At 43.6% G+C, this 13,444-nt stretch carries 11 protein-coding genes and 1 pseudogene; 7 read left to right on the plus strand and 5 right to left on the minus strand.

The window, feature by feature from the left end; all coding sequences use genetic code 11:
* The first annotated feature begins 11 nt into the window (after positions 1-11).
* Positions 12-644 (plus strand): tRNA-uridine aminocarboxypropyltransferase, encoded by a 633-nt coding sequence (locus Vgang_RS04415; RefSeq protein ID WP_105902413.1) that lies wholly within the window; start codon positions 12-14, stop codon positions 642-644.
* Between the two features lie 22 nt (positions 645-666).
* Here the strand turns inward: Vgang_RS04415 and Vgang_RS04420 are convergent, their stop codons facing one another.
* Genes Vgang_RS04420 through Vgang_RS04430 form a run of 3 tightly spaced genes read right to left on the minus strand, consistent with a single transcriptional unit; the run spans position 667 to position 3,920 of the window.
* Complete coding sequence (locus Vgang_RS04420; protein WP_105902412.1) at positions 667-2,034, minus strand: anti-phage deoxyguanosine triphosphatase; 1,368 nt, start codon at positions 2,032-2,034, stop codon at positions 667-669.
* 17 nt (positions 2,035-2,051) lie between these two features.
* Positions 2,052-2,645: a 5'-deoxynucleotidase gene (gene yfbR / locus Vgang_RS04425; protein WP_105902411.1), complete on the minus strand. Its 594-nt coding sequence runs from the start codon at positions 2,643-2,645 to the stop codon at positions 2,052-2,054.
* A 60-nt stretch (positions 2,646-2,705) separates the two neighbouring features.
* On the minus strand, positions 2,706-3,920 hold the full coding sequence (locus tag Vgang_RS04430; protein WP_105902410.1) for a pyridoxal phosphate-dependent aminotransferase: 1,215 nt from the start codon (positions 3,918-3,920) through the stop codon (positions 2,706-2,708).
* 333 nt (positions 3,921-4,253) lie between these two features.
* Between Vgang_RS04430 and Vgang_RS04435 the strand changes: the two genes are divergently transcribed.
* The 6 genes from Vgang_RS04435 (at position 4,254) to Vgang_RS04460 (ending at position 11,019) form a co-directional block, all read left to right on the plus strand.
* Complete coding sequence (locus tag Vgang_RS04435) at positions 4,254-5,570, plus strand: isochorismate synthase (RefSeq protein WP_105902409.1); 1,317 nt, start codon at positions 4,254-4,256, stop codon at positions 5,568-5,570.
* Positions 5,567-7,351, plus strand: coding sequence for a 2-succinyl-5-enolpyruvyl-6-hydroxy-3-cyclohexene-1-carboxylic-acid synthase (gene menD / locus Vgang_RS04440; RefSeq protein WP_105902408.1), 1,785 nt, complete (start codon positions 5,567-5,569; stop codon positions 7,349-7,351). Before Vgang_RS04435 ends, menD begins: the two co-directional genes overlap by 4 nt.
* Positions 7,341-8,159: a 2-succinyl-6-hydroxy-2,4-cyclohexadiene-1-carboxylate synthase gene (gene menH / locus Vgang_RS04445; RefSeq protein ID WP_105902407.1), complete on the plus strand. Its 819-nt coding sequence runs from the start codon at positions 7,341-7,343 to the stop codon at positions 8,157-8,159. Before menD ends, menH begins: the two co-directional genes overlap by 11 nt.
* A 43-nt stretch (positions 8,160-8,202) precedes the next feature.
* On the plus strand, positions 8,203-9,255 hold the full coding sequence (gene menC / locus Vgang_RS04450) for an o-succinylbenzoate synthase (RefSeq protein ID WP_105902406.1): 1,053 nt from the start codon (positions 8,203-8,205) through the stop codon (positions 9,253-9,255).
* Between the two features lie 6 nt (positions 9,256-9,261).
* Positions 9,262-10,659 (plus strand): o-succinylbenzoate--CoA ligase, encoded by a 1,398-nt coding sequence (gene menE, locus Vgang_RS04455; protein ID WP_105902405.1) that lies wholly within the window; start codon positions 9,262-9,264, stop codon positions 10,657-10,659.
* A 183-nt stretch (positions 10,660-10,842) separates the two neighbouring features.
* Positions 10,843-11,019, plus strand: a complete 177-nt coding sequence (locus tag Vgang_RS04460) for a hypothetical protein (protein WP_157946024.1) — start codon at positions 10,843-10,845, stop codon at positions 11,017-11,019.
* 32 nt (positions 11,020-11,051) lie between these two features.
* Here Vgang_RS04460 and Vgang_RS04465 read toward each other — a convergent pair whose 3' ends face one another.
* Both Vgang_RS04465 and Vgang_RS04470 read right to left on the minus strand, forming a co-directional pair.
* Entirely contained in the window at positions 11,052-11,984 is a 933-nt protein-coding gene (locus Vgang_RS04465; RefSeq protein WP_105902404.1) for a YeiH family protein, read from the minus strand.
* A gap of 137 nt (positions 11,985-12,121) precedes the next feature.
* A pseudogene (locus tag Vgang_RS04470) lies at positions 12,122-13,393 on the minus strand (MFS transporter); the annotation flags it as partial.
* Positions 13,394-13,444: the final 51 nt, after the last annotated feature.

Consider the following 13,444-nt stretch of genomic DNA (forward strand, 5'->3'; position numbering starts at 1 on the left):
ATTTAAACGTCATGTCTCGATATTGCCCACAATGCGGAAAAGCTAATAATGCCTGTATTTGTGAATGGATTAAAGCCATAGATTCACCGGTAAGAGTGGTGGTGCTGCAACATCCGACAGAATCTAAGCGGCCAATGGGCACAGCTAAAATTTTGCAGTTAAGCCTTCAGCGATGTGATATCTGGATTGGGGAAGATTTTTCTCAACATGAGCAATTAAACGCGATATTAGGCGATGAAAATGTGCAATCTTTGGTGTTGTATCCCAATGAGCAGAGTCGAGTTTTAAACGCTGACAGCAAATGGGTATTTGAGCTGGCCAACGCAAAGCGATCTCTTTGTGTCATTTTGCTCGATGGTACATGGAAGAAGGCGTATAAAATGTGGCAATTATCGACCAACCTCCATACTCTGCCTAGTATGGTGTTGCCGTCTGATATTCAAGGTAACTATCGTATCCGTAAAGCGCCAACCGAACAGCATTTATCGACAGTAGAAGCCGGTTTTCATGCTTTACGTCTATTAGATTCACAGCGAGATTATTCCTCGTTGATCAGCGCCTTTACCAATATGGTCGATTTTCAAATCGCTCAAATGCCGCAAGGGGTGTTTGAGCGAAATTATACGCTGATTTCGAAAGAGTAACTTATTCCGAGTTTAGGTTAACTTAGAAAGACGAGTGAGCTGAAAATAGGTGCTGATGCACTTTTTGGGCGTAGCCATCCGTCATTGCGGAAATATAATCAGCCAAAATTCGGGTTCCCCCTTGATGATCTTGCTCGGCTTCTTGCCATTTCTGTTTCGTACCTTCTGGTAAGAGACGCATTGGGTCTGCATTCAGTGCTTCAAAAATATCCATAATGATTTGTTGGCCTTTGTATTCAAACTGCTGAACTTCAGGAACATGAATGACATATTGGAAAACAAAGCGTTTAAAGACATCCAGTGCGTAGGCCATGGGGGCGCTCAGGTAAGCATTAATATTGAGAAACGGCTCATCAAATGGTGTTTCGCTGTAAACCGGCTTGAGTTCAATACTGGTCAGGAGGGCATTGACGATCCCACCAATCGCATCCTTACGTTCATGATGTTTACCTGAAAATAACTTATCGCTCAATAAATCAATATTGCTTTCAAACCATTCATCACCGCATTCCGCTAATTTACTGGCGGCGCCTTCTTGCCATTGCTTACGATTAACCATATTCAGCACAATGGCATCTTCTAAATCATGCACGCCATAGGCGATATCGTCTGCCAACTCCATTATGGAACAATCGAGTGATTTAAAGCGCGTTTTATTGTGAGTAAATTGCCCTGCATCCGATGGTGTGCGTTGAGTGGTAAATAAGTGGCGATCATGTTCGCTTAATGGTTTAAATACCCAGTCAAGAAAGGCTTCATCAATATCGTATATTCCTTTGGCCGGCAACCAGTCGCGGGCTTTTAACTGTCGTGGAGATTTGACATCATCGGGTCTGTGCGGGTTTTTAACTTGGCTGATCAATGCTGGATATTTTAATAATCCCAACAAGGTTCTACGCGCCAGGTTCATGCCATGATGCTCAGTATAAGGCTCGAGCTGTGTCACGATACGGAAAGTCTGCGCATTACCCTCAAAGCCGCCATGATTGCGGAGCATGTAATTAAGAGCGACTTCGCCACCATGGCCAAAAGGGGGATGACCAATATCATGAGCAAGACACAAGGTTTCGATTAAGCTCGCCGGCGGTAAAATGGCGTGATACTGCGGCTGCTTTTGTTTGAGTTGCTCTAAAATCCCACTGCCGATTTGTGATACTTCGAGTGAATGGGTAAGGCGAGTGCGATAAAAATCATTTAAACCCGTACTATGGACTTGCGTTTTAGCTTGCAAGCGGCGAAAAGCGGCTGAATGTAAGACGCGCGCGCGATCTCGCTGATAGACATCACGGTGATCATTGCGTCGTAGTTTTTGTTCATTATTGATTCGGGCTTGCCAATCATGGGAGGCAATGGTCGAAGTCACTTCATTGTGAGTAGATTTCTTATCCATAAGCGTGTGGTACTCAATTAACTGATTTCATCTAAAGTAAGCTCAAAACTTGGGGCAAACACATCGAGAAAATAACGCATCTCAGGGGTTTCACGTTCTTTCAAGGTGTTTTCTAAACGGCTTTTCGCTTGCTCATATTCATGATTGCCAGCGGATAGTTCTTCTAAACATTTCAGGTATGCACATAAGCTATCGGCTTGTTTGACCATTGCCTTATCATCAGCATTGATTTCTTCGCTAATTAGAAAAGGCGCAAAATCTTGCTGAAATTCTTCCGGTAGCATGGAAACCAGTTTCTTTTCAGCGGCCAGTTCGATTTTCTTGTACTCGGCGGCAATGGCTGGGTTGTAATATTTCACTGGGGTCGGTAAATCACCGGTGAGTACTTCGCTGGTGTCATGATACATCGCCAGTAGCGCGATACGCTCAGGGTTGACATGGCCACCAAACTTCTTGTTTTTAATGATAGCAAGCGCATGACCAACGAATGCCACTTGTAGGCTGTGCTCTGAAATGTTTTCTTGTGAAATTGAGCGCATCAATGGCCAGCGTTGAATGAGCTTCATACGCGCAAGATGCGCAAAAAAATGACTTGGTTGAGGTTTGTCCATCTTTTACCTCCGAATGTATCTAATAAACAACAGGCTTCTCGTAAGAAGCCTGTTTATGGATTATTGTCGATAATTTGATAGGAAACGTTCGAAGCGTCCAATCGCGGTTTCAAGGTCTTCGACATGTGGCAAGGTCACAATTCGAAAGTGATCCGGTTGTTTCCAGTTAAAACCAGTCCCTTGAACCAGCAGTACTTTTTCTTGGATTAAGAAATCGAGCACCATTTTGGCGTCATCGGTGATGTTGAATTTTTTGACATCAATTTTCGGGAACAAATACATTGCCCCTTTAGGTTTAACGCAAGTGATCCCAGGAATTTGAGTAATGAGTTCGTAGGCCTTGTTTCGTTGCTCTAGCAGACGTCCACCAGGTAAGATCAACTCATTAATACTTTGATAGCCGCCAAGCGCGGTTTGAATCGCGTGTTGCATTGGTACGTTTGCACATAAGCGCATCGACGCCAGCATATCTAACCCATCGATGTAGCCTTTAGCTAAATGTTTAGGGCCCGTTAAGAACATCCAGCCACCACGGAAACCGCACACACGATACGCTTTAGATAAACCGTTAAAAGTCGCCATTAAAACATCATCGGCTAAAGTCGCGATAGAAGTGTGAATTGCGCCATCGTATAGCACTTTGTCGTAGATTTCGTCTGCGAAGATAATCAAATTGTGCTGACGAGCAATTTCAACCACTTGCAACAAGAAATCACGGCTATAGACTGCACCGGTTGGGTTGTTTGGGTTAATCAGCACAATACCGCGTGTTTGTGGTGTGATTTTGCTTTTAATATCGTCGAGGTCTGGATACCAGTCTGACGACTCATCACAAATGTAATGGATCGGTTTGCCTCCAGCCAGTGACGCTGCGGCAGTCCAAAGCGGGTAGTCAGGAGCAGGAATTAAAATTTCATCGCCATTATTCAGCAACGCTTGCATTGACATGACGATCAATTCAGACGCGCCATTACCAATGTAGACATCTTCCACTTCTAGGTCGCGAAGCCCCAGTTTTTGATAATGTTGCACCACGGCTTTACGAGCTGAATAAATCCCTTTTGAGTCACAGTAACCTTGTGAGGTTGGCAGGTTGCGAATCACGTCGACCAGAATTTCATCAGGGGCGTCAAAACCAAACGGGGCGGGATTACCGATATTCAATTTTAGGATTTTTTGCCCTTCCTCTTCCATGCGTTTGGCATGTTTTAGGATTGGCCCGCGAATGTCATAACAGACATTATCGAGTTTTGATGACATCTCGACGTTATTCATAGCCTTATACCCGTTGGTTTATTATGTTGTGACCCATCAAGTTACACTATTTTGTCAGAGCAAACCATATCAATAATCTTTGATTTCGTTATATTTGTGCGTGATTTTTGATGGAATGAGAAAATTTCACCGATTCTTGCCAAATAAGGGGGAATCTTAGCTATTCTTATACTGAAATTCTTCTTAGGAATCAGGGCACAAGTTCGCTTATTGCTTGATTTGATCCCTTTGAAACCCTAGAGTATGCCACCTAAATAAAAAGAAAATTTTCAGTGGTGAAATACGATGCTTCTTTTCGTAATCTCTGCTGCACAAAAACAATGAGAGGTTGACTTGTCTGAATTACATTTAGTGATTGAGCGATTAATACAACGCATTAGACATGGACAAGTTTCAAGTGAACAACGCATCTCAGAAGTTGTACCTCTTCCGAGTGATTTCAGCGCCATAGATTGGCTCGCAGAACAAACCTTATACCCACGATTTTACTGGCAATCTCGAGATGAACGAGAAGAAGTGATCGCTCTGGCGCAGATCCATACCTTTACCGATCCATTGGCGGCTTATACTGTCATTGGTGAGCACCAGCGTGTATGGGGCGGAAAAGCGTTTGATAGCGAACATGCCAAAACCACTCATCAATCTTCTTATTTCTTTTTGCCGAAAATAGAACTGATTCGGCAAGATGGTCAATGGACCTTGAACGCGAACCTTTCTGTGGATCGTGAGCGAACCATTCAAGCATTACAACAATTGAAAGCTCAGTATCCAATTATTGAGCCGCTTGTTATTCAGCCCAGCAACGTTCATTTTTCTCCACAATTTGATGAATGGCAGCATATTTTAACCAAAGCATTAAATGCGATAGAAGCCGGTGAGTTTGAAAAAGTGGTGTTGGCAAGAAAAACTCTGGTGGAGCTTGCTAAACCGATCAGGGCCACGCAGCTATTAAAATCAAGCCGTGAGAAAAATCGACATAGTTTCCATTTTTTATTGTCACTGGCAGAAAACCAAAGTTTTGTCGGTTCAACACCAGAGCGTTTATATCGCCGCCTTGGAGAGATGATTGAAACTGAAGCCTTGGCTGGGACGATAGGACGCGGCAATGATCCGGTGGAAGATAAAAAACTGGCCGACTGGCTACTTAATGATGATAAAAATCGGCGTGAAAATCAGATTGTGGTGGATGACATTATTGAGCGCTTAGCGCCTTATACCGAAAACATTGATGTGCAAGAGCAAGCTCAACTGATTCAACTGCGTAAAGTTCAACATCTTAAACGCCATATTGCAGGGCAATTATCTCCTGGGATTCGTGGAGTGCAATTGCTTGGGGCTCTGCAGCCTACAGCGGCAATTGCTGGTTTACCGCGCCAAGATGCTTTGAATTTTATCCGCATGAATGAGCCCTTTACTCGCGGTTGGTACAGCGGTTCAGTGGGCTATTTTGGTCATAATAAAGCTGAGTTTTGTGTTTCCATTCGTAGCGCATCATTGGTGGATAATACCGTGAAATTGTATGCTGGCGCAGGCATTGTGGCTGGTTCGGAAGCCGAATTTGAATGGCAAGAATTAAACCGAAAAACCGCAACTTTGCTGAATTTAATCAGCGATTATCCGATAGAAAATGAACGTGGTGAACAAGCATGAGTCAAGCTGGCCTAAATAGAGTTTGGTCGCAAGCTATATTAGAAACCATTGCGACTGCTGGCGTTAAGCATATTTGTATTGCACCGGGGTCACGTTCGACGCCATTAAGCTTAGAAGCCTTGGAATTAGCTGAACGTTCGGGCGTCACCATTCATACCCATTTTGATGAACGAGGTTTAGGCTTTCTTGCACTTGGTTTAGCCAAAGCCACTCAGCAACCGGTCGCCATTATTGTGACGTCTGGAACGGCGGTTGCCAATTTATTACCCAGTACTGCAGAATCGGGGTTAACCGGTGAAAAGTTGGTGTTATTGACGGCGGATCGTCCATTGAGTCTGGTTGGCGTTGGAGCGAATCAAGCCATTGTGCAAAAAGGCATTTTTTCATCTCATGTACGTAAGAGTGTGTTATTGCCTAGCCCAAGTAGGCAAGCCAGTTTAAGTGAAGAGTTGACGCCAATTAAGCAAGGCTTGGCTTATCAATCGTTAGTAGGCGGCGCTCTACATATAAATTGCCCATTTCCAGAGCCCTTGTATATTCAATCGGATACTGAAAAAGATCCGTATTTAACGCAGCTAAATTTAACGGAGCTAACGGGTGCGACAAAGGCAACAAGCGATGTTGCTGATTTGGCTAAATTGTATCCAAGTTACAACGTGCCGGAATTAACCAACAGCTTACAACAAGGTCTTGTCAATCAACTGCCGACGTTAAAGACGGTGGTGGTGATTGGTAAAATGCCATTATCCGATGCGCAAAACGTTCAGCAATGGGCACAGCAAATGGGCTGGCCAATTCTTGCCGATCCCCAGTCCGGTGTCAGTTCCGAATGGGCACACTTTGATCTATGGCTGCAACATCCACACTATTTTAATGCCTTATCACAAGCGCAGTGTATTTTACAGTTTGGTGCGCGTATCGTTTCTAAACGCTTAGCGCAATGGACCAAACAAGTCGTTACCGAACGCAATTGCCATTATTGGCTGTTTGAACCGACAGCCAGTGTATTGAACCCTGACCGTTTACCGCAATTACGAACCGTCGCGTCGATTCCTGACTGTATTTCATTATTGAGCTCTATGATTAATGCGCCTGCGAACACTTCGAATTGGGCTGAAACATTAAAACCAGCCTCTAAGGAAGTGGAGCACTGCGCAATGGCGATAAAACGCGATAACGTGTTGACGGAATGTCAGTTGGCATTGCGTATTGATGAGCTCGTTGAGTTGATGCCCAACCGAGAGTTATTTGTTGGGAATAGTTTAATCGTACGCTTGTTGGATATGCTTTCTAAGTTTGAAAACGTGAATGTGCATACCAATCGTGGCGCATCTGGGATTGATGGTTTGGTTGCGACGGCAGCCGGTGTGCAAAGAGCCCAACAATCATCAATGCTGACTCTGATTGGCGATACCTCTCTTCTTTATGATGTTAATTCGCTGGCATTACTCACTCGCAATAATCAACCGCATGTGGTGATTGTGACCAATAACGATGGCGGGGCGATTTTTGATTTATTGCCGGTGCCTGAGCGGCAAAAGCAAGCGCTATATCAAATGCCACACGGTTATCAATTTGAGTTTGCAGCTAAGCAGTTTGGGCTACACTATACAAACCCAGGCTGTTGGCTTGAGTGTCGAGAAGCGATTGAAGATTATCTTGTTTGCTTTGGCAATGGTGAGACTCAAAGCGCGTTATTAGTAGAAATTAGCTCGCCACCAGAGCAAGCATCACAACAAATAAAAACCATAACACAGGCAATGAAATCCCATGTTGTATAGCCAAATTGTTGATCATACACCTCAAAACGAGCCTCGTACATTGCCGATTCCTGTGTTTCTGCATGGCTTTTTAGGCTCTAGCCAAGACTGGGCCGACAGCCTAGAGCATTTGCATTGTGACGCAGCGATTCAAGTGGATTTGCCTTGTCATGGCGGCAGTAAATATTGCGAAGTGGAAGATTTTGTTCAGGCTTGTCAGCAAGTTGAACTCACCATTTTATCGAAATTGAAAAAAGCAGGTATTGACACTTCAACGCCACTGGTACTGATCGGTTATTCTCTCGGAGCCCGTGTGACAATGTACGGCCTAGCTGAAAGCGCCTTTCCTCAATTGAATATTTGTGGTGCGGTGTTAGAGGGCGGTAATTTTGGCCTGAAAACTGAAGAAGACAAAGTTCTGCGTTGGGAAAATGATAAACATTGGTCACGTCGTTTTGCCACAGAAGCCATTGATGAAGTCCTAGAGGATTGGTATCAGCAAGGGGTATTTGCTTCTCTGACCGCGACGCAAAGGGCCGAATTGGTTGAACTGCGTAGTGATAATCTCGGTTCTCAACTCGGCTGTATGTTGCGTGCGACTTCACTGGCTAAACAGCCTTATCTGTTAGACACCCTCAAACAACTCCCGATTCCTCTGCTGTATATTTGTGGAGAGAAGGACGACAAATTTCAGTCTCTCGCAAAGCAAAGTGGCCTGACTTACCACTCCGTGAGCCAAGCTGGTCATAATGTTCACCATGAGCAGCCGGCAAAATTTGCGGCCATCGTTGCCGAGTTTATTCACCAATTTCATCCATCTTCTAAGTAATACTTTATAACGTAAGTAACGATTTATAACTGAAGAAATTATTATGCCTTTAGACCAATCTGGCGCACGTAGCGCAAAACTCTATCGTTATCAAATTCCTATGGACAGTGGCGTGATTGTACGCGATCAACGTTTATTACAGCGAAATGGGTATATTATTGAATTAAAAGATTCCGGTAAGATTGGCTATGGTGAATGCGCTCCTTTACCCGGTTTTAGCCAAGAAACGCTCGAAGAAGTTGAGGTACAACTGAAAGAAGCTTTAGAACACTGGTATCAAACTGGCCTGTGGTCTGATTGGAATCAATATGCGCCGAGTGTGGCATTTGCTTTGTCGATGGCGCAAGCAGAACTTTCGAATCTTTTGCCGGAACAAGGTGAATATCGTGCTGCACCATTATGTTCTGGCGATCCGGATGAATTATTACCAGTGTTTGATGCAATGGAAGAAACAGGCAGGCAAAAAGTAGCCAAAGTGAAAGTCGGCTTATACGAACCGATTCGCGATGGCATGCTGGTGAACTTATTTTTAGAATCGATTCCTGATTTGCAATTAAGGTTAGATGCAAACCGTAGTTGGACATTAGAAAAAGCGCTCAAATTTGCTCAATACGTATCACCGGAATATCGTGCACGCATTGCATTTTTGGAAGAGCCTTGTAAAACCGAAAGCCTAAGCAGGGATTTTGCTCAGAAAACCGGTATCACAATTGCGTGGGATGAAGCGTTACAACAAACGGATTTTAATGAAATCGAATTAGATTCCTTGTTTGGCCAAGAATCGCTCGGTGAACGTTTTCTTGGTGAACACGTCGGCGCGTGGGTAATAAAACCTACCTTGATTGGTTCGCTGGAACGTTGTAATCAACTGATTGATTTTGCTCATCAGCATGGCATTCAAACCGTGATCAGTTCGAGTATTGAATCGAGCTTAGGTCTCAATCAATTAGCCCGTTTGTCCGCATGGAAAACCCCTGAGCAAACACCGGGGCTAGATACCTTACAATTATTCCAAACTCAATTGGAAGTTACTTGGCCAGGCTGTCCGTTGCCGGTTACTTTACTTTCAGATCAGCAGCTTATTCAACAATGGTAATGGCTTGTGGACCTTATTCAGCAAGTGTGTCAAACACCTCAATATCAAGCTAATCCGATAGCGTTAAAGACACCAAATCGAGCCTATACTTGGCAACAGTTAGATGAACAGGTTGATGCCATCGCTTTAATCATGCAAACCCAAGGTGTGGTTGCTGGCAGCGTCATTGCTTTAGTGAGTAAGAATAATGTTGAAGCGCTGTTATTGTATCTCGCATCCCTTCGGTTAGGTGCGCTTTGTGCCTTGATGCCACCGCAACCTAAAATGGCGATGCAACAAAAACTCGATATCATTCAGGCGGATTTTATTTGGTCCGGTGATATTGATAATCATGAGCTTGCTGAATTACCACAGACACGATTGCATTTAGAGCATGTCGGTCGCAACACCCGCTTAATGGCATCCTCACATACCTTTCACGCTGAACAATTGGCCAGTATTGTGTTTACATCTGGCTCAACCGGTGTACCTAAAGCGGTGGTACATGCTGCTAAACATCATCTTGCTAGTGCAAAAGGTTTGACTGAAAAGTTTGAATTTACCAACCGTGATACATGGTTACTCAGTTTGCCGATGTACCATGTCTCGGGTTTATCCATCATTTGGCGTTGGCTTGCGAAAAGGGCGTGCTTGGCGATTGGTTCTGGTCAACTGGAACAAGATATTAGCGTAGTGACACATGCTTCTTTGGTGCCTATCCAACTGCAACGCTTATTCGACTCTGGCATACCGTTGCCCTTAAAACGAGTGTTGCTCGGAGGTTCTCATATTCCGATGCCGCTTATTGAGCAAGCCCAACAAAAAGGGATTGAATGTTGGCTAGGTTATGGGATGACAGAGAGCGCTTCGACGGTTATTGCCAAGCCGGTTGATGGTAGCCCATCAGCAGGTTGGTTATTGCCTTATCGCAAAATCAAACTTGAAAATGGTCGAATCTATGTGGCTGGTGACACGCTTGCAGCAGGGTATTTAGCTCACGGGCAATTAACGCCTTTAGTGAGTGAAGAACAGCCGTGGTTTGATACGAAAGATTTGGCGCAGCGATATGTTCAAGATGGCAAACCCGATGAATTTATTATTGTGGGGCGTGCCGATAATCAATTTATTTCCGGTGGTGAGAATATTCATTGTGAGGAAATTGAGTCTGCTTTATTAAAGTACCCTGACATCAAACAAGCCTTGGTGATTCCAGTCGAAGATACACAATATGGCTATCGTCCCGTGGCTTTTATTGATGCTGAGAGCCCGCTTGACACCCAAGCATATCAAGCTTTTTTGCAGCAATACCTACAAAAGTTTAAGTGCCCAGAACGCTACTATTTATTGCCGCAAGAGCTTATGAATACCGGGATTAAAATCTCTCGCGCAGCATTGAAAGCCTACTACCAACAACACCTGTCTTAATTATCTTCTTGTCGAACAGTTATCAACATTGGTTATGTATTAGCACAAAAGTGTATTTATGGCTTTAGTGAAATGCCTTCATACTAAATCCTAATGCTTAAACAAGGATACTCACTATTTATCTATACAGATTAATTATCTGTAAAGACTGAATAATTTGAGCGTAAGTATAAAAGGATGACAATGATGAAATTATTACTGGTTGCGATTGTAGCGGCTTTATTCGGAGTTTCTATTTCGACAGAAGGGCTAGTGGCGGCATTAGCGGCATTATTGGCTTTTGCTGCTGTGATTGTATGGGCTTGGAAAAGTAAGCAAGCGGTACATAGAAATGAGGCCCATACCGAGCCTCATGTGTAATACAGTTAACCTGAAGTCAAGTTAGTTACGTGTTATTGAATGTGCGTCATGATGTAAGTGAGTGAGCTGATAGAAATGATCGCCCATAAAATGACACCAAACAGCATAGGTTTAGGCCCAGCCTCTTTTAGTTTACCAACCGATATGCCACAACCAATTAGGAATAAGCATAGCACCAGTGTCTGCTTCGCGATGCTATAAATCCCATGGTAAATCGTTGAGAACTGAGGTACTTGGTCACAAAATACAATCGCTAAGCAGTAGAAGATGATGAAGAATGGAATGGTAATTTTTTTACTTTCACTCTTAAACATCATGGCACTAATGAACGCGACTGGCACAATCCATAACGCACGAGCAAGTTTCAATGTGGTGGCAATTTGCAGTGATTGTTCACCGTATGCTTGAGCGGCACCCACGACTGACGATGTGTCGTGAATGGCAATGGCCGCCCATGTGCCAAATTGTGTCTGGCTTAACCCTAGAGCATGACCGACTACTGGAAACAGGAATAAAGCCACTGAGTTCAATACGAACACCACAGCCAATGCCATACCAACCGGTTGATCTTTGGCGTTAATCGCAGGCGCAACCGCGGCAATCGCACTCCCACCACAAATTGCTGTACCTGACGCAATCAAATGACCTATTTCGCGGTCGAGTTTCATTTTTTTAGCAACCAGTGTGCCGATAATTAAGGTGCTGAAAATGCTAGTGACAATAATGCCAAAACCTTGAGCCGTCGCATGAATCGCTTGGTCAATGTTGATACCAAAACCAAGACCGATAATGGAGTAAGACAAAAGCTTTTTGGTGATCTTGGTAACCGGAATGCTGTGTGGGACAAACCCAAAGCTAGTCAATAAAAAACCTAACGTTAAAGCGATAGGTGAGCTCACCCAAGGTGTAAAGCAAGCTAATGCTGCCAGTACAAATACACCGTAGTTTCGAATGTAAGATGTCATCTGAGACCTAAATGATTGCAGTAAGAAAGAGTGTGCAGCTTATCGCAAAAATCAGGTTTAGTAAGTTTTAATAAATTAAACTATGAGTTTTGTTTTCCAAAACATATTTAATGTGGTTGTTTAATCGTGTGCCCTTTAAAGCGATTTACAAATACGAGCATCATTAATAAATTGACCGCGCCAAGCAGAATGAAAAAATGCGGAATGGTCATGGCAAGCAGAGATAAACAGATAATGCCCGCAATCGCACTACCAACCATGTACAGCGCGTTGTAGATGTTATTCGCGGCTATGACTTGAGCGCGAGTTTGATCGCTGGCAGAGGTTTGCATCAAGGTATAAAGAGGCACGATAAACAGCCCACCGCACACGCCTAGCCCAAGTAAAGATAAAATGACGAAGTAAACTTCAACATGGGAGAGTAGGTTGGTAATGGTGAGAGGAGTAGGGGAAGTAGCCGGTGTTGTGATGCCAAGCAATAAGCTGCAGAGTGAAATACCGAACCCACCGATAAACATCAATGATAAGCGAATTTTATGGTGAGATAATTTGGCGCAAAGTAAAGATCCAATTGCAATGCCAACCGAGAATAGCGCTAACAAAAATGACACGCTGGTGGAATCACCATTTAAGTTGTGTTTCGTGAAGTTAGGAAACTGGGTGAGATAACTGGCTCCTAAAAACCAAAACCAACTGATGGCCATAATAGCGGTATAGATGGTGTTGTCACTTTTGACTAAGCGGAAGGTTTGTTTCGTATGCACAATTGGTTGCCAACTAAATCGAGCTTGAGCAATGTGAGTGTTCGCTTTAGGAATAAATAGGCTTGAAATAAAGCCGAATATGGCAAAGGTCACTACGGCGATTGCTGTGAGTGTATAAGCATGTGGCGCAGCGACTAAAAAACCGGCGCCTATCGTACCGAATAAAATGGCAAGAAAAGTCCCCGTTTCTACCCAAGCATTACCTTTAATTAATTCATCTGGGTGCAAATGTTGAGGCAGTAATGCGTATTTGACTGGACCAAAAAAAGCAGATTGTGTCCCCATCAGAAATAGAAGAATCAGTAACGCAATGTAACTGTGAGTGACAAAGCTTATTGCGCCTAAAGACATAATCATGATCTCTGCAAACTTAACCCAGCGGATTAACGTCGACTTTTCATATTGATCGGTTAAAACGCCGGCACTGGCTGAGAATAAGAAAAAAGGCAGAATAAATACGCCAGCTGCCATATTAATGAATAGAGTGCTCGACATGGGAATGGCATCGACGCTAGCGAATGCGACAAAAATCAACAGGGTGTTTTTATAAATGTTGTCGTTAAAGGCACCAAAAAATTGCGTCACGAAATATGGAAAAAAGCGGCGTGATAAAAAAACAGATGTGGGTGAAGGTTGATTATCCATTTTCATCCTTGAGCAGTTGAATGATGAGCTGATTATTAAGTGAACAAGTTG

Origin of the sequence: Vibrio gangliei (assembly GCF_026001925.1) — a bacterium.
Taxonomy (GTDB): domain Bacteria; phylum Pseudomonadota; class Gammaproteobacteria; order Enterobacterales; family Vibrionaceae; genus Vibrio; species Vibrio gangliei.

Coding starts and splice junctions, on each gene's coding strand:
- Vgang_RS04465 (WP_105902404.1), bottom strand. CDS start 11,984: ATGACATCTTACATTCGAAACTACGGTGTATTTGTACTGGCAGCATTA.
- menD (WP_105902408.1), top strand. CDS start 5,567: ATGAGTCAAGCTGGCCTAAATAGAGTTTGGTCGCAAGCTATATTAGAA.
- Vgang_RS04430 (WP_105902410.1), bottom strand. CDS start 3,920: ATGAATAACGTCGAGATGTCATCAAAACTCGATAATGTCTGTTATGAC.
- menC (WP_105902406.1), top strand. CDS start 8,203: ATGCCTTTAGACCAATCTGGCGCACGTAGCGCAAAACTCTATCGTTAT.
- yfbR (WP_105902411.1), bottom strand. CDS start 2,645: ATGGACAAACCTCAACCAAGTCATTTTTTTGCGCATCTTGCGCGTATG.
- menH (WP_105902407.1), top strand. CDS start 7,341: ATGTTGTATAGCCAAATTGTTGATCATACACCTCAAAACGAGCCTCGT.
- Vgang_RS04420 (WP_105902412.1), bottom strand. CDS start 2,034: ATGGATAAGAAATCTACTCACAATGAAGTGACTTCGACCATTGCCTCC.
- Vgang_RS04415 (WP_105902413.1), top strand. CDS start 12: ATGTCTCGATATTGCCCACAATGCGGAAAAGCTAATAATGCCTGTATT.
- Vgang_RS04460 (WP_157946024.1), top strand. CDS start 10,843: ATGATGAAATTATTACTGGTTGCGATTGTAGCGGCTTTATTCGGAGTT.